At 55.1% G+C, this 21,208-nt stretch carries 22 protein-coding genes, 1 tRNA gene and 1 pseudogene; 20 read left to right on the top strand and 4 right to left on the bottom strand.

Going from position 1 to position 21,208, the window contains the following annotated elements:
- Complete coding sequence (gene alaC, locus E2H98_RS02245; protein WP_133587388.1) at window positions 1-1,176, bottom strand: alanine transaminase; 1,176 nt, start codon at window positions 1,174-1,176, stop codon at window positions 1-3.
- A gap of 166 nt (window positions 1,177-1,342) precedes the next feature.
- Here alaC and E2H98_RS02240 point away from each other — a divergent pair, with 166 nt between their 5' ends.
- Together E2H98_RS02240 and tnpA are read left to right on the top strand one after the other, a co-directional pair.
- Entirely contained in the window at window positions 1,343-1,819 is a 477-nt protein-coding gene (locus tag E2H98_RS02240; protein WP_133587386.1) for a L,D-transpeptidase family protein, read from the top strand.
- 238 nt (window positions 1,820-2,057) lie between these two features.
- Window positions 2,058-2,488: pseudogene (gene tnpA / locus E2H98_RS02235) on the top strand (IS200/IS605 family transposase).
- Between the two features lie 158 nt (window positions 2,489-2,646).
- Here the strand turns inward: tnpA and E2H98_RS02230 are convergent.
- On the bottom strand, window positions 2,647-3,438 hold the full coding sequence (locus tag E2H98_RS02230; RefSeq protein ID WP_133592913.1) for an inositol monophosphatase family protein: 792 nt from the start codon (window positions 3,436-3,438) through the stop codon (window positions 2,647-2,649).
- Between the two features lie 168 nt (window positions 3,439-3,606).
- Here E2H98_RS02230 and E2H98_RS02225 point away from each other — a divergent pair, with 168 nt between their 5' ends.
- From E2H98_RS02225 to E2H98_RS02170, 12 genes are all read left to right on the top strand, one after another.
- Window positions 3,607-4,335 (top strand): RNA methyltransferase, encoded by a 729-nt coding sequence (locus tag E2H98_RS02225; RefSeq protein WP_198325213.1) that lies wholly within the window; start codon window positions 3,607-3,609, stop codon window positions 4,333-4,335.
- Between the two features lie 18 nt (window positions 4,336-4,353).
- Complete coding sequence (gene cysE, locus E2H98_RS02220) at window positions 4,354-5,109, top strand: serine O-acetyltransferase (protein ID WP_133592909.1); 756 nt, start codon at window positions 4,354-4,356, stop codon at window positions 5,107-5,109.
- 149 nt (window positions 5,110-5,258) lie between these two features.
- Window positions 5,259-5,759 carry a Fe-S cluster assembly transcription factor gene (locus E2H98_RS02215; protein WP_133592907.1) on the top strand — a complete coding sequence of 167 codons (501 nt, stop codon included), beginning with the start codon at window positions 5,259-5,261 and terminating at the stop codon, window positions 5,757-5,759.
- Window positions 5,760-5,784: 25 nt separating this feature from the next.
- The gene (locus E2H98_RS02210; RefSeq protein ID WP_133592905.1) at window positions 5,785-6,999 is read left to right on the top strand and encodes an IscS subfamily cysteine desulfurase; all 1,215 of its coding nucleotides are present in this window, start codon (window positions 5,785-5,787) and stop codon (window positions 6,997-6,999) included.
- A 34-nt stretch (window positions 7,000-7,033) separates the two neighbouring features.
- Window positions 7,034-7,426 carry a Fe-S cluster assembly scaffold IscU gene (gene iscU, locus E2H98_RS02205; RefSeq protein WP_133592903.1) on the top strand — a complete coding sequence of 131 codons (393 nt, stop codon included), beginning with the start codon at window positions 7,034-7,036 and terminating at the stop codon, window positions 7,424-7,426.
- Window positions 7,427-7,439: 13 nt separating this feature from the next.
- A complete protein-coding gene (gene iscA, locus E2H98_RS02200) occupies window positions 7,440-7,763 on the top strand; it encodes an iron-sulfur cluster assembly protein IscA (protein ID WP_133592901.1) in 324 nt (107 codons plus the stop codon).
- A 3-nt stretch (window positions 7,764-7,766) separates the two neighbouring features.
- Window positions 7,767-8,303 (top strand): Fe-S protein assembly co-chaperone HscB, encoded by a 537-nt coding sequence (gene hscB, locus E2H98_RS02195; RefSeq protein ID WP_133592899.1) that lies wholly within the window; start codon window positions 7,767-7,769, stop codon window positions 8,301-8,303.
- A 13-nt stretch (window positions 8,304-8,316) separates the two neighbouring features.
- Complete coding sequence (gene hscA / locus E2H98_RS02190; RefSeq protein ID WP_133592897.1) at window positions 8,317-10,188, top strand: Fe-S protein assembly chaperone HscA; 1,872 nt, start codon at window positions 8,317-8,319, stop codon at window positions 10,186-10,188.
- An 8-nt stretch (window positions 10,189-10,196) separates the two neighbouring features.
- Window positions 10,197-10,535, top strand: a complete 339-nt coding sequence (gene fdx / locus E2H98_RS02185; RefSeq protein WP_133592895.1) for an ISC system 2Fe-2S type ferredoxin — start codon at window positions 10,197-10,199, stop codon at window positions 10,533-10,535.
- Window positions 10,535-10,735 (top strand): Fe-S cluster assembly protein IscX, encoded by a 201-nt coding sequence (gene iscX, locus E2H98_RS02180; RefSeq protein ID WP_133592893.1) that lies wholly within the window; start codon window positions 10,535-10,537, stop codon window positions 10,733-10,735. Before fdx ends, iscX begins: the two co-directional genes overlap by 1 nt.
- 113 nt (window positions 10,736-10,848) lie before the next feature.
- Window positions 10,849-10,924, top strand: a tRNA-Lys gene (locus E2H98_RS02175).
- Between the two features lie 260 nt (window positions 10,925-11,184).
- Window positions 11,185-12,651, top strand: a complete 1,467-nt coding sequence (locus tag E2H98_RS02170) for a DegQ family serine endoprotease (RefSeq protein ID WP_133592891.1) — start codon at window positions 11,185-11,187, stop codon at window positions 12,649-12,651.
- A 71-nt stretch (window positions 12,652-12,722) separates the two neighbouring features.
- On the opposite strand, the gene E2H98_RS02165 is transcribed toward E2H98_RS02170, so the two are convergent.
- Entirely contained in the window at window positions 12,723-13,919 is a 1,197-nt protein-coding gene (locus tag E2H98_RS02165) for an alginate export family protein (RefSeq protein WP_133592889.1), read from the bottom strand.
- A 407-nt stretch (window positions 13,920-14,326) separates the two neighbouring features.
- On the opposite strand from E2H98_RS02165, the gene E2H98_RS02160 reads away from it, so the two are divergent.
- The 4 genes from E2H98_RS02160 (at window position 14,327) to E2H98_RS02145 (ending at window position 17,496) form a co-directional block, all read left to right on the top strand.
- Window positions 14,327-14,539: a cold-shock protein gene (locus E2H98_RS02160; RefSeq protein WP_133592921.1), complete on the top strand. Its 213-nt coding sequence runs from the start codon at window positions 14,327-14,329 to the stop codon at window positions 14,537-14,539.
- Window positions 14,540-14,695: 156 nt separating this feature from the next.
- On the top strand, window positions 14,696-15,751 hold the full coding sequence (gene nadA, locus E2H98_RS02155; RefSeq protein WP_133592887.1) for a quinolinate synthase NadA: 1,056 nt from the start codon (window positions 14,696-14,698) through the stop codon (window positions 15,749-15,751).
- 34 nt (window positions 15,752-15,785) lie between these two features.
- Entirely contained in the window at window positions 15,786-16,592 is an 807-nt protein-coding gene (locus tag E2H98_RS02150) for a class I SAM-dependent methyltransferase (protein WP_133592885.1), read from the top strand.
- Between the two features lie 262 nt (window positions 16,593-16,854).
- On the top strand, window positions 16,855-17,496 hold the full coding sequence (locus E2H98_RS02145; RefSeq protein WP_133592883.1) for an FMN-binding negative transcriptional regulator: 642 nt from the start codon (window positions 16,855-16,857) through the stop codon (window positions 17,494-17,496).
- A 68-nt stretch (window positions 17,497-17,564) separates the two neighbouring features.
- Here the strand turns inward: E2H98_RS02145 and E2H98_RS02140 are convergent, their stop codons facing one another.
- Window positions 17,565-18,761 (bottom strand): type III PLP-dependent enzyme, encoded by a 1,197-nt coding sequence (locus E2H98_RS02140; protein WP_133592881.1) that lies wholly within the window; start codon window positions 18,759-18,761, stop codon window positions 17,565-17,567.
- Between the two features lie 305 nt (window positions 18,762-19,066).
- Here E2H98_RS02140 and accD point away from each other — a divergent pair, with 305 nt between their 5' ends.
- Both accD and E2H98_RS02130 read left to right on the top strand, forming a co-directional pair.
- A complete protein-coding gene (accD, locus tag E2H98_RS02135) occupies window positions 19,067-19,933 on the top strand; it encodes an acetyl-CoA carboxylase, carboxyltransferase subunit beta (protein ID WP_133592879.1) in 867 nt (288 codons plus the stop codon).
- Window positions 19,934-19,946: 13 nt separating this feature from the next.
- A complete protein-coding gene (locus E2H98_RS02130; protein WP_232475449.1) occupies window positions 19,947-21,206 on the top strand; it encodes a bifunctional folylpolyglutamate synthase/dihydrofolate synthase in 1,260 nt (419 codons plus the stop codon).
- Window positions 21,207-21,208: the final 2 nt, after the last annotated feature.

The following is a 21,208-nucleotide window of genomic DNA, read 5'->3' as shown; positions in this document are numbered from 1 at the left end:
TCAGGCAGGTTGTTTAAATAACTGCTTGATGCCACGCAGAGCCTGTCGGGTGCGCTCCTCGTTTTCAATTAACGCAAAACGCACGTATTGATCGCCATACTCGCCAAAACCGATGCCGGGGCTGACCGCAACCTTGGCTTTTTCCAGCAACAGTTTTGCGAAACCTAGCGAGCCAAGTTCCTGCCATTGCGCCGGAATCTTTGCCCAGACAAACATCGTCGCTTTCGGTTTTTCCACCGGCCAGCCGAGTTGATTCAGGCCATTGCAGAGTACGTCGCGGCGCTTGCGATACACCTCAGTGATGTCCGCGACGCATTGTTGCGGACCTTCCAGGGCTTGAATCGCGGCCACTTGAATCGGCGTGAACATGCCGTAGTCGTGGTAGCTCTTGATCCGGCCCAGGGCGTTCACCAATTGCTCGTTGCCGCACATAAAGCCAACGCGCCAGCCGGGCATGTTGTAACTTTTCGACAGGGTAAAAAACTCGACGGCGATATCGCGGGCGCCTTCGACCTGCAGCAGCGACGGCGCTTGGTAGCCGTCGAACACGATATCGGCGTAGGCCAAATCGTGTACCAGCCAGACTTTGTACTCTTTGCAAATGGCGACGATGCGTTCGAAAAAACCGTCCGGTACGCAAGCCGTCGTCGGGTTGGCCGGAAAATTCAAAATCAGCATTTTCGGTTTCGGGTAATGGGTACGCAGCGCTTCTTCGAGTTGCGCTGGGAACGCCTCGGGATCCGTCATTGGCACACTACGCACATCGGCGCCGGCGATCACCGGACCGTAAATATGAATCGGGTAAGAGGGGTTCGGCACCAGCACCGTGTCACCCCGATCGAGCAGCGCCAAACATAGGTGAGCGATGCCTTCTTTCGAGCCTATCGTGACAATCGCTTCTTTTTCCGGATTCAGGCTGACCTGGTAGCGGCGCTGATACCAGTCAGTAATCGCTTTGCGCAGACGTGGAATGCCTTTCGACACTGAATAGCGATGGGTACTGGGTTTTTGAATGGTCTCGACCAGCTTGGCGACGATATGCGGCGGCGTCGCGCCGTCCGGGTTACCCATGCTGAAATCGATGATGTCATCGCCGCGCCGACGCGCTGCCATTTTCAGGTCGCCAATAACGTTGAATACATAAGGCGGCAGGCGTTTCAGGCGCGAAGTTTCCATGTTGGGCAAAACCATTCCGAAGAGTGAAAGGGGCCGTCGATTCTATGGGGAGTCTGGTCTGACGACAATGAAGCTTTGGCATATGGCGGCGAAATATTTTTTTCGCGTAAGCTGGTGTGATGTCGAGTGTTGAATCGGATGCAAGCCAGTGCAGATTTTCCGTTGTATGTTGATATGGGTTTGCTTGTTGATCAGCAGCGCGCCATTTGCCGACGACCCGATGATCAGCAAGGTGCTGGTGCTGAAGTCAGAAAGGAAAATGCAGTTACTGGCTGGTGAATCTGTAGCACGCGAATACCGGATATCACTGGGCGACAATCCTATCGGCCACAAACAGCAACAAGGGGATGAACGGACTCCGGAAGGCCATTACTTGATCGATTTTCGTAATCCGCAAAGCCGATACCATCGTTCGCTGCACATCACCTACCCGAATGCAGTGGACAAACAAAACGCCAAAACCCGCGGTGTGTCACCGGGCGGCGATATTTTCATTCATGGTTTGCCGAATGGTATGGGGTGGATGGAGTCGGCATTCGTTGGTCGCGACTGGACCGATGGTTGTATCGCCGTGACGAACGCCGAAATCGAAGAGATCTGGCGCTTGGTCAAGAACGGCACACCGATAGAAATTCGACCGTAAGTATTCGAGCTTCGCGACTGTTATAACGTCAACGCGTCACTCCCGCGTAGGCGGGAGTCCAGAGGTGGTCAATTGTTCAGGGATGGATTCCCGCTTTCGCGGGAATGACGGAATCTAAGCCGTAACGGGAGTTCCCCCGGCTCTGCCGGGGTGGCAGCAGCAGTTTGACAATTACTGGAGTCCATAACGGAAACTCCGAAACGTGAGCCGCCAAGCAACACGAATCGGAGAAACCGAAATGGACGAGTTTGAAAGCCTAAGCCACTCAAAGTGGGAGTGCAAATACCATGTAGTATTTATTCCGAAGTGCCGTCGAAGGACGCTGTATAAGCAACTGCGACCGCATCTCGGAGAGATATTCCATAAACTGGCCGCGCGGAAGGAATGCCGGATCGAAGAGGGGCATGTGATGCCAGATCATGTGCATATGCTGATTTCGATACCACCGAAACATGCGGTGTCGCAGGTAGTGGGTTTTATCAAGGGAAAGAGCGCCATACATCTAGCGCGAGTATATGGAGAACGAAAGCAAAATTTTATCGGTCAACACTTTTGGGCGAGGGGTACTTCGTTTCGACAGTGGGGCGAGACGAAGAGACAATTCGAGAGTACATCCGGAACCAGGAAAAAGAGGATGAGCGCCTCGAACAAATGAAGCTGTGGAGTTGAGAGGCCACCGTCAAGGTGGCAGAAAATACGCGGGGCCGCGTTAGCGACCCCGAACAAGCCGCTTCGAGCGGCTCACAAATTTAAAGCCCCCGGCTTTGCCGGGGGATATTTACTCAGGTAATTAAGGGAAGTTTTGATGTTCACAAAGATCGAAACATTTAAACGTTGACGGTTTGCCCGCGCAGCGCCTGCACCAATTGCTTGAACAGTTTCGGGTTGGCGCAGACGATGCCGTTGCTGCCGGTAAAGTCGCTGCCGCCACTCATGTCGGTGACGATACCACCGGCTTCCTGGACCATCAGTGCACCGGCCGCGACGTCCCAGAGTTTGATGCCGTATTCCCAGTAACCGTCAAAACGACCAGCAGCGACATAAGCCAGATCCAACGCGGCAGATCCCATCCGGCGAATATCGCTGCATTGCGGGTAGACGTTATTCAGTTCGGTCAGGTATTTATCCAGCGGTACGGCACTGTGGAATGGCAGCGCTGTTGCCAACATGGCTTGGTCCAAACGCAGCTTGTTGGCAACGCGAATGCGTTTTTCGTTCAATGCGGCGCCACCACCACGGCTGGCAGTGAACAACTCATCACGCAGTGGATCGTAAATCAGGCCATGTTCGATACGGCCTTTGATGCGGGCAGCCATGGAAATACAGAAATGCGGCAGGCCATGCAGGTAATTGCTGGTGCCGTCGAGCGGATCGATGATCCAGACGACTTCGGCATCGCCGCGTTGCTCGCCACTTTCTTCGGCGAGAAAACCGTGATCGGGATAGGACTTCAGGATGGTTTCGATGATGATTTGTTCGGCTTTCTGGTCAGCAGCCGTTACATAGTCATTGCGTCCTTTGACATTGGCCTTGAGGTTGTCGAGATTCTCCATTGAGCGGAGCAGGCTATTACCGGCGGCACGAGCCGCACGTGTTGCAATCGTGAGCAAAGGATGCATGGCGAAACCGTATTGTCAAAAAGAGCGGGAAAAAGCGGGGGCGAATGATAGCAAAGCCTGAAACGTTCAGCCAAAGATTTAAGCGTGGATAATCGCTTTATGGCGGATAAGCGCTTGCACGTTTGCTATCATTTGCACCCTTTCCTGTAGCCAATCAGCACCGCCGTCTTGGAAAACATCCGCATCGTTTTGAGTCATCCCCAGCATCCGGGCAACATCGGCGCGGTCGCCCGTGCCATGAAAACCATGGGTCTGACCGATTTGCGGCTGGTCAATCCCTGCGAAGACCCGACCGGTGAGTCGCGGGCCAGAGCGCGTGGCGGGCTCGATATCCTCGAAGCGGCGAAAATCCACAGCAGCTTGGAAGAAGCGGTCGCCGGTTGTCACACCGTTATCGGTACCTCGGCCCGGATGCGCGGCCTGCAATACGTCGTGCAAGACCCGCATCAACTGGCCCAGGATTTGGCCAAGAATGCATCAATGTTGCCGGCTGCACTGTTGTTTGGCCGGGAGGCGCACGGCCTGTTTAATGAAGAGCTGGCGCTCTGCCACCGACAGATTTATATCCCGGCCAATCCCGAATACAGCTCTCTGAACCTCGGTTCCGCCGTACAAATTATCGCTTATGAACTGCGCATGGCGTTTCTGCGCCATGAACCGCTGCCTGTTGATCAGGGGGATTTGCGCGATTTGCCGGCATCCAGTGAGCATATGGATGAGCTTTTTTCGCATATGCACAAGCTGGCAACGCGAGTAGAGTTTTTGAAACCGACCGCATCGGAAAAACTGTTCTCACGCCTGCGTCGCTTGTATTTGCGTGCCCAACCGACGCTGCGCGAAGTCAATATTCTGCGCGGCATCATGCGCGCCACCGAAGAGAAGCTCGACGAACGCTGAGCGTAAACGAGGAGCATCATGTTTCAACGCATCCGCGAAGATATCCGCAATGTCAAAAGCCACGACCCGGCCGCCCGCAACGCCTGGGACGTGCTGACCAATTACCCAGGTTTGCAGGCAATTTGGTGGCATTGCTTCACCCATCGGTTGTGGCATTGGAACCTACGCTGGCTGGCGCGTTGGCTATCAACCTGGGCGCGGTTTTTCACCGGCGTTGAAATCCATCCAGCGGCGAAAATCGGCCGTCGGGTGTTGATCGATCACGGTATGGGCGTCGTCATTGGCGAAACCGCCGAAGTCGGCGATGACTGCACACTTTATCAGGGCGTCACGCTCGGTGGCACCAGTCTCGATCACGGCAAACGCCATCCGACGCTCGGCAAAGGTGTTGTCGTGGGCGCTGGCGCCAAAGTGCTCGGCGGATTTGTGGTCGGCGATAACGCCCGTGTCGGCTCCAACGCTGTCGTCGTCAAAGAGGTGCCGGCCGGCGCCACCGTCGTCGGCATTCCCGGCAAAATCGTCGGTGCCGAGCAAAGCCGAAAAGCCCAGTTCAAGCCCTATGGTGTTGACGGCATGAGCGATCCGTTGAGCCCTGCGCTCGCTGGCTTGCTGCGCCATATCGCCGCGATGGACGCCCGCATCAAGGTGATGGATAGGGCGTTGACCGAGCAGGGCTTGTGTCAGGATGAAGGCGATTTGCCACCGCTCGATAAAGCACTATTCAAGCCGCTGATCGATGAAATGGATGCCGATGGCATCGACTACTACATTTGATTGTCAACCTCGGAAAGCTGCTGTAACTGACTGAAATATTGAGGTTTATCAAGTTTTGATACCTATGATGACCGTCAGGCAAAATAATTTAGTGTTTTACTCGGTTATTACGTATAATTACCTGAGTGTTTAGCTCGGGTTTAGTCGATATGAAACTCAGCACCAAAGGGCGTTACGCCGTGACCGCGATGCTTGATTTGGCTCTGCATTACGACAAGGGCCACACCGCACTGTCGGAAATTTCCGCCCGTCAGGGCATCAGCCTGTCCTACTTGGAGCAGTTGTTTGCCCAGTTGCGTCGCGACGGTCTGGTGACCAGTTCACGCGGTCCCGGTGGCGGTTATCGACTCGGTCGTGAGGCCGGCGAGATTTCCGTAGCCGAAGTGATCAACGCCGTGCACGAGAATATCGACGCCACCCGCTGTGGCGGCAAAGGCACCTGCCAGGACGGTGAGGAATGCCTGACCCACAAGCTGTGGGAAGACTTGAGCGGACAGATTCATGATTTCTTGAGCAGCATTTCGCTGGCGCAGGTCATTGAGCGTCGCGAAGTGAAAAAGATTGCCCATCGCCAGGATCGTCAGGACGCGAAAAATCGTATCCCTGTTGCGGTGGATGAAGGCGCGGAGCAATCCGTGCCGGTCGTATGACGAGAGCCAAAGGGTATCCAGCAATATGAACTTACCGATTTATTTTGATTACTCGGCAACTTGCCCGGTCGATCCGCGCGTCGCTGAGAAAATGATGCAGTATCTGGTGCCGACCGGCACGTTCGGCAACCCGGCCTCGCGTTCACATAAATTTGGCTGGCAGGCTGAAGAAGCCGTCGAAGAAGCTCGTCAACACGTCGCCGATTTGTTGAACGCCGACCCGCGTGAAATCGTCTGGACTTCCGGCGCCACCGAATCCGATAACCTGGCGATCAAAGGTGTTGCCGAGTTTTATAAAGACAAAGGCAAGCACATCGTCACCTGCAAAACCGAGCACAAAGCGGTGCTCGATACCTGTCGCTATCTGGAAGGGCAGGGTTTTGATGTGACTTATCTCGAGCCGGAAAGCAACGGCTTGATTGATCTGGACAAGCTGAAAGCGGCGCTGCGCGACGACACGATTCTGGTGTCGATCATGCACGTCAACAATGAGATCGGTGTCATTCAGGACATTGATGCGATTGGCGAAATCACGCGCGAACGCGGCATTCTGTTCCATACCGATGCGGCGCAGTCAGCCGGCAAAATTCCACTGGATGTGCAGAAAACCAAAGTCGATTTGATTTCGCTGACCAGTCACAAAATTTACGGCCCGAAAGGCATCGGCGCACTCTACGTACGTCGCAAGCCGCGCGTTCGTATCGCCGCCCAAATGCATGGCGGTGGTCATGAGCGAGGTATGCGTTCCGGTACCTTGCCGACCCATCAAATCGTCGGCATGGGCGAAGCCTATCGTATCGCCAAGCTGGAAATGGCGACCGAAGCCGAGCGCATGTTGGCGCTGCGTCAGCGTTTCCTGAGTAAGATCAGCGACCTGGAAGAAGTGCATATCAATGGCGACTTGGTACACCGGGTGCCGGGCAATCTGAACGTCAGCTTCAACTTTGTTGAGGGCGAATCGCTGATCATGGCGCTGAAAGATCTGGCGGTTTCTTCCGGTTCGGCCTGTACTTCGGCCAGCCTTGAGCCATCCTATGTACTGCGCGCCTTGGGTCGTTCCGATGAACTGGCGCACAGCAGTCTGCGTTTTACCTTTGGCCGCTTCACTACCGAAGAAGAAGTCGATTACGCGGCCGAGCAGTTGCATTCAGCGGTGACCCGTTTGCGCGAAATGTCGCCGCTGTGGGAAATGTACAAGGACGGCATTGATTTGAATCAGGTTGAGTGGGCTGCGCATTAAGCCACCAACCAAACCGTATTAGACGAGGTGAATCATGGCATACAGTGACAAGGTCATTGACCATTACGAAAATCCGCGCAACGTCGGTTCGCTGGACAAGGCGGACAACAATGTCGGCACCGGCATGGTTGGTGCGCCAGCCTGCGGCGACGTCATGAAGCTGCAGATCAAAGTCGGTGATGATGGCCGCATCCAGGATGCGCGTTTCAAGACTTATGGTTGCGGTTCGGCCATTGCGTCGTCGTCGCTGGTGACCGAGTGGGTCAAAGGCAAGACGCTGGACGAAGCGGCTCAAATTAAAAATACCGATATCGCCCAAGAGCTGGCTTTGCCGCCGGTCAAGATCCATTGCTCGGTATTGGCCGAAGATGCGATCAAGGCAGCGGTTGCCGATTACAAGCGCAAGCGCGAACAGCAAAGCAACTAAGAGCGAGTCGTCTGTGGCCATTACATTATCGGAAAGTGCTGCCGAACGTGTGCGCCGGTTTTTGCAAAACCGGGGCAAGGGCTTCGGCGTACGCCTGGGCGTAAAAACCACCGGTTGTTCCGGCTTGTCCTACGTGCTGGAGTTTGTCGATGAAGTCTCTGATGACGACGAGATCTTCACGGATCGTGGCGTTAACGTCATCATCGACAAGAAGAGCCTGGTATTTCTTGACGGTACACAACTCGATTTCGTCAAGGAAGGCCTGAACGAAGGGTTCAAGTTCGAGAACCCGAACGTCAAAGGCGAATGCGGTTGTGGCGAAAGCTTCACGGTCTAACGCGTGTCCGCCACTCATCAGTATTTCCCCCTATTCGGATTGCCGGTCAGCTTTGAGGTCGATCAGGACGAGCTGACCCGGCGTTATCGTGAGCTGCAAAAATCGGTGCATCCTGACCGTTATGCCCATGCTGGCGAGCGGGAAAAAATGCTGGCGATGAGCGAAGCCGCGCGCATCAACGATGCCTATCAAACCTTGCGCGATCCGGTTAAACGTGCCCGCTATCTGCTCGAGCTGTCTGGCGGCAAATGGCAGGACGAACAGACCATTGCCGACCCGGAATTTCTGATGGCGCAATTGGAGCTGCGCGAAGAGCTGGAAGAGGCGACTGACGCCGATGACTTGGATGCACTGGAAGCACTGGCTGATCGCATTGCCAAACAACAGCAGAGCCAAGAAAAAATTCTGGCGCGCGAGTTTTCAGACGTCGACCAATTGCACCTGGTCAATGGCAAGCGCGAAATCCAGAAACTGATGTTCTATCGCAAGTTAAGAGAAGAAACCGAACGCGCAATCAGCGCTGTGATGGATCAATTGTAAAAGCAGGCTTTTCATGTCCTTACTGCAAATCGCCGAACCCGGAATGAGCAGCGCGCCGCATCAGCATCGGCTCGCCGCCGGTATTGATCTCGGCACCACCAATTCCCTTATCGCCACCGTACGCAGCGGTCTCGCGGAAACCTTGCCCGATGCCCGTGGCGAACATTTGTTGCCTTCAGCGGTTCGCTTCGCCGAATCCGGCATCGAAGTCGGCCGCGAAGTGCGAGACAGCGCCGCCAGCGACCCGAGCAATACGATTTTATCGATCAAGCGTTTGATGGGGCGCGGTCGCGAAGATATCGAACGCTTGCCTGGCCACAAGGCGTTGACGTTTGCGCAAACCGAAGAAGGTCTGCCTGCGATTGTTACCGCCGGTGGTGAGAAAACCGCCGTGGAAATTTCCGCAGAAATTCTGCGGGTGCTGGCCAAGCGCGGCGAAGCGGCGCTCGGTGGCGAATTGCAAGGCGTGGTCATTACCGTGCCGGCTTATTTCGATGACGCCCAGCGTCAGGCAACGAAAGATGCGGCGAGTCTTGCCGGTTTGAAAGTGCTGCGTTTGTTGAATGAACCGACTGCGGCAGCAGTCGCTTACGGCCTCGATAAAGACATCGAACAAAGCGGCAGCGCCGAAGGGGTATTCGCCGTTTATGATTTGGGCGGAGGCACTTTCGATATCTCCATTCTGCGTTTGTCGAAAGGTGTATTCGAAGTGCTGGCAACTGGCGGTGATAGCGCACTGGGCGGCGATGATGTCGATCAATTGCTGGTCGATGCCTTGCGTAGAGACGCCGACATTGAAGAAAGCATTGATGGCAAAACGCTGCGTACGCTGTTGCAGCTGGCGCGCGAAGTCAAAGAGTGTTTGAGTTCGCAGGAACAGATTACGATCAATGTCTTGGGCCGAAAAGAAGTTACGCTTACCCGCGAACGGTTGAAGCAGATCGCCGAGCCCCTGATCAAAAAAACCTTGCTGGCTTGTCGTCGTTGTTTGCGGGATGCGCAAGTCAGCATTGAAGATATTCAGCAAGTGGTCATGGTTGGCGGTTCAACGCGAATGCCAGCGGTGCGCGAAGCCGTTGGCGAGTTTTTCCAGCGTGAAGTGCTGACCAGCATCGACCCGGACAAGGTCGTTGCGATTGGCGCGGCGATTCAGGCCAATATCCTGATCGGTAATCGCAATGACAGCGATATGTTGTTGCTCGATGTCATTCCGCTGTCGCTGGGTATTGAAACGATGGGCGGGCTGGTCGAGAAGATCATCAGCCGCAACACGACGATTCCGGTGACACGTGCCCAGGAATTCACCACCTACGCTGACGGTCAAACGGCAATGAGCGTTCATGTGCTGCAGGGTGAGCGCGAGCTGGTCCAGGACTGTCGTTCGCTGGCCCGTTTTACCTTGCAGGGCATTCCGGCAATGGTGGCTGGTGCCGCCCGTATCCGGGTGGAGTTTCAGGTCGACGCCGATGGTTTGCTGAGCGTCAGCGCCCAGGAGACGAGCACCGGCGTGCAGGCCGCGATTCAGGTCAAACCGTCCTATGGTTTGAGCGAAGAGCGCATCCGCGAGATGCTGCAATCCTCAATGGCGCACGCCGAAGAAGACATGCAAGCCCGGATGCTGCGCGAAGCCCAGGTTGACGCTGAGCGGGTGATTGCCGCGCTGCGTGCCGCCTTGCGTGCAGATGGTCACCTGTTGACCGATAATGAACGCCAGGATCTGCATACCGCGATCAACACGCTGGAGCACACGATTCAGCGCGGTACCGCGGCCGAAATCAAAACCGGTATCGAACAACTTGACGCCGCATCGGCGAAATTCGCGGCTTTGCGCATGGATCGCAGCATTGCCAATGCCCTGGTCGGCAAAACGCTCGACAAGCTATAAGGTTCAGCATGCCCAAGATTACCTTTTTACCGAATGAAGAACTGTGTCCGGACGGCAAAGTCGTCGAGGCGGCAACCGATGAAACCATTCTCGATGTGGCGCTGAAAAACGGCATCGATATCGACCACGCCTGCGAGATGTCCTGTGCCTGCACGACCTGCCATGTTGTGATCAAGGAGGGCTTCAATAGCCTGGAGCCCAGCGACGAAGATGAAGACGACATGCTCGACAAGGCCTGGGGCCTGACTCCAACCAGCCGGCTCAGCTGCCAAGCCAAGGTTGCCGACAAGGACCTGGTTGTCGAGATTCCGAAGTACACCATCAATCTGGCGTCGGAGCGACACTGATGAAGCTGAAATGGACTGACGTGCTGGATATTGCCATCGCGCTGCAGGAAGCCCACCCGGACGTGGACCCGCGCTACGTCAATTTCGTCGACCTGCGTAACTGGGTGCTGGCGCTGCCGGAATTTGCCGACGACCCGGCTCGCAGCGGTGAAAAGATTCTGGAAGCGATTCAACTGGCCTGGATGGAAGAGGCCGATTGAGTGCTGTTGACGAGCCACCAGCGGGCCTCTTGGGCAGGCTGGAATGGCCGGCAAATTTCCTGGATTAATTCTTGCATTTCACCGAAAAATCATTAAGATAGCGGCCTCTTTTCGGGTCGTTAGCTCAGTCGGTAGAGCAGCGGACTTTTAATCCGTTGGTCCCGCGTTCGAGTCGCGGACGACCCACCAAATTGAACAAAAAGGCCAGCATCTTGCTGGCCTTTTTGTTTTCCGGTTTTTTGCTGTTCACGGCGTTTCTTCGCGCCGCGCTTGCATTTATGCGCATTCATCCCAATGAATAAGGTTTAGCTTTTGGATTGGCGCGTCGGCGCAGTCATCCGCCTGCGATGTCAACGCCCAGGCGTTTTTCTGAACTTCGGTGCGTTTGAGCAGTCTTCCGCTGGATGATTAGGCGAGATGATTGGTTAACCACCTGAACCGGGATCGGAATGATGAAAAAAAGTTTCTTTTATTTTGTTGTGGTGTTTGCCCTCGGTGTCATGGCCACGTTTGCCTGGCAGCGCTATCAGTCGGAAAACCCGCACGCGGATTTGCCGGCACTGAAAACCACGGTAGCGAACATATCGGGTTCACCGTCAACGATCGCATTGCCGAATTTTGCCGAAATCGTTGAGCGAGTCGGCCCGGCCGTTGTCCATATTTCGGTCGAAAGCAAATTGAGCGCCCGTCAGCGGCAGTCGCCGTTCGGCAATATCGATCCGGATGATCCGTTCTACGAATTTTTCAAACGCTTTATGCCGAATCATCCACCACGCGATCGCATCGTTCGCGGCATGGGTTCTGGATTTATCGTCAGTGCCGATGGCTACGTGTACACCAATGCTCACGTCGTTGAAGGCGCCGACAAAGTGACGGTGAAACTGACCGATCAGCGCGAGTTTCAGGCGGAAGTGGTGGGCATTGATAAACCCACCGACGTCGCGTTGTTGAAAATCGACGCAGCGGATCTGCCCAACGTGGTGATTGGCGATCCGGCGCAAGTGCCGGTAGGAGAGTGGGTGTTGGCTATCGGCGCGCCGTTTGGTTTTGAAAATTCGGTAACCGCTGGCATCGTTTCGGCGAAATCGCGCTCGCTGCCGGATGAAAGCTATGTGCCATTCATTCAAACCGATGTCGCGATCAATCCCGGTAATTCCGGTGGTCCGCTGCTGAATCTGAAAGGCGAAGTGATCGGCGTCAATTCGCAAATCTATTCACGTTCCGGTGGCTACCAAGGCTTGTCATTCGCGATTCCGATTGATGTCGTCAATCGCGTTACCGAGCAACTGCAAAAGACCGGTAAAGTGTCGCGCGGTTATCTCGGTGTCGGTATTCAGTCGCTGAATCAGGCGCTGGCGAAATCCTTCGGTCTGGATCATGTCAACGGTGCACTGGTCACGTCAGTTGAAAAAGGTGGCGCCGCCGACAAGGCTGGTGTTCAGGTGTCCGATATCATCATTGAATTCAATGGCCAGAAAGTGCGAGATGCCGGCGCGCTGCCACCATTGGTGGGCGCGGTAACGCCGGGTGAAGAAATCGAGGTCGTGGTTTGGCGCGACGGCGATGAAAAAACGCTGACGATCACCGTTGGGGAGTTGAGTGGTGATGAAACGCCGGTAGCCGCAAAGCCGGGCAAAGAACAGTCGCTCGATGACTGGGGTTTGGCGGTGCGTAACCTGAGCGATGACGAGTTGGCAGAGCAGGGCGTTGAACAAGCTGTCGTGATTACCGATGTGGATGGCCCGGCCGCCAATGCCGGTTTGCAAGCGGGCGACTTGGTGCTTGCGGTTAATGGCCGTGAGGTCGGCAATGTCACGGAGCTGGAAAAACTGCTGAACGATCGAAAAAATACTGCCGCCTTGTTGATTCAGCGTGGTCAGGCGCGCTTGTTTGTTGCTTTGACTCGCGGTAAATAAGTGATTAAAGGAAAAAAGGGGGCTGGCAAATCCAGCCCCCTTTTTATTTGGGGAAGCACAACAGAACTCTCTTAGAACTTGAACTCGGCCCAGATCCATAATTTGTCGGTGTCTACCGAGAAATCGTCTGCCTGATATTGCGCCAGCTTGAGTCCGGTAGCGAATTGCTTGGTCCAGGATTTATTCGCCAGCAATCCGAATTCCGAACCGTAGTCACCACCGCCGCGGTCGGCACTGAAGTCATGAAACTCGGCGATTAATTTGATGCCCGCCACCGTGGCGCTGAAAACCAGCTGGTTATCGACCAGTCCATTCGCCGGAGTGGTCAGAAATTGATCGCTCCAGCCATTGAATGCATGCAGGGTCGCCAGCGGCGTTTGGAAAGCTTGGGCGCCATTGCCGCTCAACACCTCATGTTTCAGGTTGATTTGAACACTTTGATACTGCCAACCGAAGTCGAGCAGAAGATAATCGAGGTCAAACGAAGCGGGATTATCGGCATAGTCCTGTTGCCGGGCGAACTCAGCCGCATAGTGCCAAGCCTGTTCGCCGCCAGGTTTGAACTGACCGGCAAAACGCAGGCCGATGGTGCTGGTCGACAAATTGGCGTTGTCGTCAAAGTCGAGAAAATAGCCGTAGCCACTCAGGGCGCCGAGCGCAAAACCATCGTATTTGACGTTGATGATGGGAGACTGCATCCGGTAGTCGCCAAGCGGATGGTCGTCACCGAATATCCGGTTGGCGTTGCTCAAATAGGCGAACGTGATCGTGGTGTTTGTCAGCGATTTATTGTTGACGCTGAAGCCGTCGAACGTTTGTTCGTTCTGACGCCAGCCGACATTGCCGATAAAGCGATGATTATCGAGAACCAGACGCTGCCGGCCGTATTTCAACGTTGTGTCGGCAAATCCTTGATAGTCGATATACGCTTGGTTGATTTCTCGGTACTCCGGATCGGCGATAACCGAATATGTCGTCTCGCCATTGGTTGTGCTGTGGTAATCGCCGTCAACGGTTTCATTGGCCTCGAACTCGATGCCGGCACTCCACCCTGACAGCGCAGCCGTTTGATAGCCAAGCCTGGTCCGCAGTGTCAGCGCTGAGGCGTCTTGCAGCGCATTGTCCTGGTCCACTTGCTCATAACGCAGCCGTAAATCCAGGTTGGTTTTGCCGTTACTGATGGCGTCAGCCAATACATTGGCAGCGGCCGGTTGTGTCGCGAATGCCACTGCCAATGTAAGCAGGGAAAGTTTTTTGGGATTGTTCATCGAGTGCTCCTGATAGCCATGCCAATCTGAATTAATACTGCAACGACTCAGCGTCTTGATGATGCAAAGTGTCGCCGGAAAAGTCGCATGGAAAATTGATCTTTGACGACTCGCACAGAGATTGTTACCGACTCCCGCACAAAGTTGACGGATATCAAATTCGACATTGCTTCCGATTGTTACCCGACAGTTACTGGCGAAAAAATCGGCGTGTACAGGTGCTGTACAAAACAGCTATTGAACTAAATCCGGTGTGTGATATACATGTTTTTGATCACGATCATTGCAGCCAAGTGGTGAACGTGATTTGGAAGGGAGCCCTGATAAATTATTTGTCGGGAATAAGTCGGGCGCGCAACAGCAAAACCAATGCTCTGCGCAGTAACAACGAAGAAGGTTTAAGTACTATGTCAAATCGCGAAATGGGGACCGTTAAGTGGTTTAACGATGAGAAAGGCTTCGGCTTTATCAAGCGTGAAGCCGGCGGTAATGATGTGTTTGTGCATCACACACAAATCATGGCCGATGGTCGTCGCACCTTGCAGGACGGACAGCGGGTCGAATTCTCGGTCGGGCAGGGGCCGAAAGGTTTGCAGGCGCAAGAGGTTCGTGCCCTGTAAGCACAATGAAATCAGTTGCATGGCCAGCGTTCGCTGGCCATTTTTTTGGCGGGTAATTGTACCGTTGACCCAAATACCGGTTTGGCGCCATGCTGAGCCGATGACTTCCCGTATAATCCGAAATATCACCCGTTAGCCAGGTATTGCTGAATCACTATGACCGCCGTTCCCGCTGAAGTCTGTATCACTGTTCCGGTCACCCAGCCGCCGAAGGATTTCGCCAGCGCTGACAAAGAAGCGCTGCGCGAGCGCATCAAGGCCCGGCTGAAGGCCGAGAACGCGGTGCTGGTCACCCATTATTATACCGACCCGGATTTGCAGCAGCTGACCGAGGAGACCGGTGGTTGTGTGTCCGATTCGCTGGAAATGGCCCGTTTCGGCAACAAACATCCGGCGACAACGCTGATTGTCTGCGGCGTGCGCTTCATGGGCGAAACGGCGAAAATCCTGACCCCGAACAAACGGGTGCTGATGCCGACATTGGAAGCAGAATGTTCGCTGGATCTTGGTTGTCCGATTGAGCCATTCAGTCAATTTTGCGATGAACACCCGGACCGCACGGTCGTCGTTTACGCCAATACCTCGGCAGCTGTCAAAGCCCGCGCTGACTGGGTCGTGACGTCGAGTATCGCGGTCGATGTCGTCGAACACCTGGCTGAGCGCGGCGAAAAACTGATTTGGGCGCCGGACCGTAACTTGGGTCGTTATATCCAGGAGAAAACCGGCGCCGATATGCTGCTCTGGAACGCCACCTGCGTTGTTCATGATGAATTCAAGGCCAAGGCGCTGGCCCAGGCCAAGGCCATCCACCCGGACGCCGCGGTGCTGGTGCACCCGGAATCACCGGAAGCCGTCATTGCCCTGGCCGATGCAGTTGGCTCGACCTCACAACTGATTCACGCGGCGCAGACGCTGCCGCATAAGAAACTGATCGTCGCCACCGATGGCGGTATTTTTTACAAAATGCAGCGCGCCGCACCCGATAAGGAATTTATCGTCGCGCCAACGGCCGGTCGCAGCGGAACTTGCCGCTCCTGCGCGCATTGCCCGTGGATGCGGATGAATGCGCTCGATAATCTCGCTGCCTGCTTCGATGAGCCCGGTCACGAAATATTTGTTGACGAAAAAATCATTCCCAAAGCGCTGCGTTCACTGCAACGTATGGTCGATTTTGCCAACGAGCGTGGCGTCAGTGCCGCCGGTCGGCGTTGAAACCGTTTCCCCCAAAGAAAAAAGAGGACGAACAATGAAAAAGTGGCTGATGATGACAGCGGTGGTCACAAGCCTGGGTTTCTCGGCAGCAACAGTGGCCGATGAGGCGTTGAAAGCAGCAGTCGATGCTCCGCATCGTGCGGAAAACGCCAAGCGTGATGATGCCCGTCACCCTTACGAAACGCTGACCTTCTTTGGTATCAAGCCAACAATGACCGTGGTTGAATTGTCGCCAGGCGGTGGTTGGTACACGGAAATTCTGGCTCCTTATCTGAAAGCACAGGGCAAGCTGGTTGCTGCCGGTTACGACCCGCAGGACAGCATCGAATATTTCCGTGTCAATGCCGCCAAATTCGATGAGAAGCTGAAAGCCAACCCGGAGTTATATGGCAAGGTTGAGGTAACGATTTTCGCACCGCCAGCCAAACTCGATTACGCCAAACCGGGCAGCGCCGACATGGTGCTGACTTTCCGCAATGTGCACAACTGGGTACGTCATGGCGACGAAGCGATGAAAGCGATTTTTCAAAGCGCTTACGATTCGCTGAAACCGGGTGGGGTGTTCGGTGTTGTCGAACACCGCTTGCCGGCCTCGATGAAACAGGATGCGCGCGCCAGCAGTGGCTATGTCCATGAACAATACGTCATCGACATGGCCAAGAGCGTCGGTTTCAAACTGGCCGAGAAATCGGAAATCAACGCCAACCCGAATGATACCGCCGATCATGAAGGTGGTGTTTGGGCACTGCCGCCAACCTTGCGCAACAAGGACAAAAATCGCGAGAAATATCAGGCGATTGGCGAAAGCGATCGGATGACGTTGAAGTTTGTTAAGCCGTAATTGTTAGTAGAAGCCATCTCAAAAACAGTCTGGGCGAAGATGAGGTGCACGAATAGGAGCGGAGGAACCGGAGTTTACAAGTAGTAAATGAGGATTGCTCACCACTTCCATGTGGTTCGCCCTCCAGGTTCCACGAAAATCCGCTTCTGGCGGATTTTTCCGAGCACCGCATTCGTGCAGATCAGCGAGCACCAGGCGTTTTTTGATGGCTTCTAGTGAAAAGGAGCCGCAAGGCTCCTTTTTTCGATATAGCAGGTGAGTTATGTATATTCCGCGTGCATATGCCATCAATGAGTTGGCTGAACAGCAGCACTTCATTCAACATCATCCACTGGCAACGTTGATTACCCGCCAGCAAGGTATTGTGCAGGCCGATCACATTCCAATGTTGATCAGCGAAAATGAGCCGATGCGTTTGCTTGGCCATGTTGCCCGCGCCAATCCGCTATGGCAGGAACATGACGCGCAGGAACCGGTATTGCTGATTTTTCAGGGCGCCGACGCTTATATTTCACCGAACTGGTATCCAAGCAAAGCGCTGCACGGCAAGGATGTACCAACCTGGAATTATCAGGCCGTGCATGTTTATGGCCGGTTAATCGTCCATGACGATGTTGTCTGGCTCAAAGATTTTCTGGAGAAACTGACCAATCAACACGAGTCGCGTTTTGCCTCGCCGTGGCAAGTCAGTGATGCGCCGGAAGACTACATGCAAAAAATGCTGAAAGCGATTGTCGGTATCGAGATCGTTGTCGAACGCATCGTCGGCAAATACAAGCTCAGCCAGAATCGGCAAACGGCAGATTGTCAGGGTGCCATCAATGGTTTGGCGGCCCAGCCTTCGGAAAAAGAAAAATTATTGTTGGCGGAAATGTGCCGGGTGAACGCGCTGACGCCGGAATAAGTTTTGTAAAAAAATCGGGCTGCCATTCTGGCAGCCCCACTGGAGTAGAGCCAAATCCATTATCCGAATCAAGCGGCGGCGCTGACTGCCTGTACTGCTTCACTGTCGTAATAAAACGCCGCCAGCGGCGGAAAGCCATTGAATTCCACTGCACTGTAGCTGGTCGTGTAGGCTCCGGTGCCGACGATGTAAATCCGGTCACCGGCATCCAGTGACAGCGGCATTTGATAGCGGAATTTTTCGTAGAGAATATCTGCGCTATCGCAAGTCGGGCCGGCCAGCACGACGGCATCGGTTTCCGCATTGTCGGCATCCTTGTTGGTGTAAATCGGGTATTTGATCGATTCGTCCAGCGTTTCGATCAGGCCACCAAATTTACCGGCATCAATGAATACCCAGCGGGCGCCTTCATCGCGCTTTTTCGACACCAGCACCACTTCGGTAACGAGCACACCGGCATCGGCAACCAGATAACGGCCCGGTTCCAGAATCAGTTTCACCGGTACGTGTTTGAAACGATCAGTCAGGGCCGCTTCAATGGCGTTGGCGTACTCGCGGATTTTCGGCGTTGAGTGCAGGTAATTGCCGGGCAGGCCACCGCCCATGTTGATCAAATCAAGGGCAATGCCATCGCGCCAAGCGGCATCGAAAATGGTTTTTACCCGATCCAGCGCTGCCGCCCAGGCATCCAGATCACGCTGCTGTGAACCGACATGGAACGACACGCCGCGTGGCCACAAGCCAAGTTCACGGGCTTGTTTGATCAGGCGGCTGGCCATTTCCGGCTCACAGCCGAATTTGCGCGACAGTGGCCAGTCGGCACCGGGACGATCTTCGGTCAAAACGCGGATGTAAACCTGCGCGCCGGGCGCTGCTTCGGCGATATGTTTCAAATCAGCAATCGAATCGGAGGCGAACAGGCGCACACCTTTTTGATAGAAGTAGGCGATGTCCTGTTTTTTCTTGATGGTGTTGCCGAAGCTGATGCGACTGGCGGCGACGCCTTCGGCCATCACTTTGTCGAGTTCATAGCGCGAGGCGATATCAAAGCAGCCGCCCTGATCGCGGACCAGACGAATCACTTCTTTCGACGGGTTGGCCTTGACCGCGTAATAGATGTTGCCGGTCGGGAAGGCGTCGGCAAGTTGTTCGTAGCGTTTGCGCACGATGGCGAGATCGACCAGCAGGCAAGGGGTCTGAATGGTTTCAGCGTGTTGTTGAAAAATAGCGTGGCGCGGAGCGCCCAGATGCGAAGCAAGGGTCATAGCGAAAATCCAAAACCGGTAAGAACCATACGGCTCGACGTCATCGCCGAACCCCGTACGTTTCGCCCTTAGCGCACCAGTTTTGTTTACCCCGGAGGGGTGAAGGTCTTGTCGGGCTATGCGCGGGCGCATGATAGGAATGGATGCATCATTATGCAAGGCCTTGCATGGATTTTTTTGCCGAGTTTCGTGGTCCAAGATTCTGTGCTGCTCGGAGCAGCATAGGGCTTACATTCAATTCGGGTGGGAAGGCGTGTAAACTTGCGCCCCTTGTGCCGTGAGGCAAGCCAGGAACGATACGAGATATGAGTTGGTTTGAACGCTTGATGCCGCGCATGAAAGAGCCGGCGACCGACAAGAAACGCTCTGTCCCGGAAGGGCTGTGGTCCAAATGCGAGCAGTGTAGCGTCGTGCTGTACCGGGCCGAACTGGAGCGCAACGTCGAAGTCTGCCCGAAGTGTGGCAATCACATGCGCATCTCGGCCCGCCGTCGTTTGGACGCGCTGCTGGATGTGGAAGGCCGCGAGGAAATCGCCAGCCAGCTGCAACCGGTCGATGTGCTGAAATTCAAGGACTCGAAGAAATACAAGGATCGTATCCAGTCCGCCCAGCAAAGCTCCGGCGAAAAAGACGCGTTGATCGTGTTCAAAGGTCAAATCAAAGGCGTGCCGGTCGTTGTTTGCGTATTCGAATTCTCCTTTATGGGCGGCTCGATGGGCTCGGTGGTCGGCGAGAAATTCGTCCGCGCCGTTAACCGCGCCATTGAAGACCAATGCGGGTTGATCTGTTTTTCCGCGTCTGGTGGCGCCCGTATGCAGGAGGCCTTGCTGAGTCTGATGCAGATGGCGAAAACCTCGGCAGCACTGGCCCGTCTGGCCCGTGAAGGCTTGCCTTATATTTCAGTGTTGACCGACCCGACCATGGGGGGCGTTTCGGCGTCGTTCGCGATGCTCGGTGATATCAATGTCGGCGAACCTGGCGCATTGATCGGCTTTGCCGGTCCACGCGTTATCGAGCAGACGGTGCGTGAAACGCTGCCGCCCGGCTTCCAGCGCTCGGAATTCCTGCTGGAAAAAGGCGCCATCGACATGATCATCGACCGCCGAGACATGCCGCAGCGTCTGGCTGGCGTGCTGGCCAAGTTCACCCATCGCGAACAACCAGCGGCCTGAGCCCGAATTGACCATGTCCATGCCGGCGCCAAGCCGAACCCTGGATGACTGGCTGGCGCTGCTGGAAAAGCGCCATCCAGTGGCCATCGAGCTGGGGCTGGAGCGGGTCGCTGATGTTGCTGGCAGGCTACTGAAATCCGAACGTCCACCGGTGATCACCGTCGCTGGCACCAACGGCAAAGGTTCGGTGGTAGCTACCTTGAAAACCCTGGCCCGCAAACATGGTTTGCGGGCCGGGGTTTATACCTCGCCTCATATTCTCCATTTCAACGAACGTATTGAAATCGATGGCCGTATCGCCAGCGATGCCGAGCTCGTGCACGCGTTTGAGGCTGTTGAAGCTGCCAGAGCCGGGGTTTCGCTTACTTATTTCGAATTCACGACGCTGGCCGCGTTCTGGCTATTCGACCAGCAGGCGCTCGATTTGCTGATTCTGGAAGTCGGTATGGGCGGCCGGCTCGATGCTGTCAATATCATCGATGCCGATGTCGCCGTAATCACGACTATCGACTTTGATCACATGGCCTTCCTTGGCGACACGCTGGAAGCGATTGCCAGTGAAAAAGCCGGGATCTGCCGGGCCGGCAAACCGGTGGTATTGGCCGATCCTGAGCGGCGTGAGCTGCTGTTGTCCGCGGTGCAGCCGCATGACGCCAAAGCGTATGCCATTGGTCTTGATTATCAATTTACCGTCAACGATGGCCAGTTCCGCTTCAGCGCCGGCGCCTTTGATTTGCGCGCAGCCGCGCCAACATTGGGCGCCGATTTGGTCGCTGCGGCGTTGATGGCGTTTCGCCTGCTTTTCCCGCAGCAATTGGACACCGACGCGTGCCGACAAGCGGTGGAGCAAGCGGCATTGGCCGGACGCTGGCAACAAATCGGGCAAAATCCGCCATGCTGGGTCGATATCGGCCATAATCCGCAGGCCAGCAAACGCTTGGCAGAACGCGCGAAAGCGGCTGGATTCTTACGCTGGCATCTGGTGGTCGGCATGCTGGCCGATAAAGATATCGTCGGTGTGCTGAAACCCTGGTTTGGTATGCAGCCGGTTTGGTATTTGAGCAATTTGAGCGGCTCGCGCGCTGCCAGCGCCAAACAACTGCAGGCGGCACTGCCGAGCGATGCTGAAACGCAGCAGTTTGCGACGCCGAATGAGGCCTTGCAGGCAGCGAAAGCGGCAGCGGCGGCTGGTGAGGCGATTCTGGTATTTGGTTCCTTCCTGACCGTGGCCGCCGTGCTCGATCAGGAATCTTCATTCAACAAAGGTGGTTAAGC

This window comes from Permianibacter aggregans (assembly GCF_009756665.1).
Taxonomy (GTDB): Bacteria; Pseudomonadota; Gammaproteobacteria; order Enterobacterales; family Permianibacteraceae; genus Permianibacter; species Permianibacter aggregans.
The sequence above is the reverse complement of the archived record's forward strand: the minus strand, read 5'-3'. Positions and strand labels throughout refer to the sequence as shown.

Bases quoted from the DNA above. Each gene is read 5' to 3' on its own strand.
- hscA (WP_133592897.1), top strand. From the start codon at position 8,317: ATGTCCTTACTGCAAATCGCCGAACCCGGAATGAGCAGCGCGCCGCAT.
- E2H98_RS02140 (WP_133592881.1), bottom strand. From the start codon at position 18,761: ATGACCCTTGCTTCGCATCTGGGCGCTCCGCGCCACGCTATTTTTCAA.
- E2H98_RS02130 (WP_232475449.1), top strand. From the start codon at position 19,947: ATGTCCATGCCGGCGCCAAGCCGAACCCTGGATGACTGGCTGGCGCTG.
- nadA (WP_133592887.1), top strand. From the start codon at position 14,696: ATGACCGCCGTTCCCGCTGAAGTCTGTATCACTGTTCCGGTCACCCAG.
- E2H98_RS02145 (WP_133592883.1), top strand. From the start codon at position 16,855: ATGTATATTCCGCGTGCATATGCCATCAATGAGTTGGCTGAACAGCAG.
- E2H98_RS02240 (WP_133587386.1), top strand. From the start codon at position 1,343: ATGTTGATATGGGTTTGCTTGTTGATCAGCAGCGCGCCATTTGCCGAC.
- alaC (WP_133587388.1), bottom strand. From the start codon at position 1,176: ATGGAAACTTCGCGCCTGAAACGCCTGCCGCCTTATGTATTCAACGTT.
- fdx (WP_133592895.1), top strand. From the start codon at position 10,197: ATGCCCAAGATTACCTTTTTACCGAATGAAGAACTGTGTCCGGACGGC.
- E2H98_RS02210 (WP_133592905.1), top strand. From the start codon at position 5,785: ATGAACTTACCGATTTATTTTGATTACTCGGCAACTTGCCCGGTCGAT.
- E2H98_RS02230 (WP_133592913.1), bottom strand. From the start codon at position 3,438: ATGCATCCTTTGCTCACGATTGCAACACGTGCGGCTCGTGCCGCCGGT.
- iscU (WP_133592903.1), top strand. From the start codon at position 7,034: ATGGCATACAGTGACAAGGTCATTGACCATTACGAAAATCCGCGCAAC.
- E2H98_RS02170 (WP_133592891.1), top strand. From the start codon at position 11,185: ATGATGAAAAAAAGTTTCTTTTATTTTGTTGTGGTGTTTGCCCTCGGT.
- E2H98_RS02165 (WP_133592889.1), bottom strand. From the start codon at position 13,919: ATGAACAATCCCAAAAAACTTTCCCTGCTTACATTGGCAGTGGCATTC.
- E2H98_RS02215 (WP_133592907.1), top strand. From the start codon at position 5,259: ATGAAACTCAGCACCAAAGGGCGTTACGCCGTGACCGCGATGCTTGAT.
- E2H98_RS02150 (WP_133592885.1), top strand. From the start codon at position 15,786: ATGAAAAAGTGGCTGATGATGACAGCGGTGGTCACAAGCCTGGGTTTC.
- E2H98_RS02160 (WP_133592921.1), top strand. From the start codon at position 14,327: ATGTCAAATCGCGAAATGGGGACCGTTAAGTGGTTTAACGATGAGAAA.
- cysE (WP_133592909.1), top strand. From the start codon at position 4,354: ATGTTTCAACGCATCCGCGAAGATATCCGCAATGTCAAAAGCCACGAC.
- accD (WP_133592879.1), top strand. From the start codon at position 19,067: ATGAGTTGGTTTGAACGCTTGATGCCGCGCATGAAAGAGCCGGCGACC.
- iscX (WP_133592893.1), top strand. From the start codon at position 10,535: ATGAAGCTGAAATGGACTGACGTGCTGGATATTGCCATCGCGCTGCAG.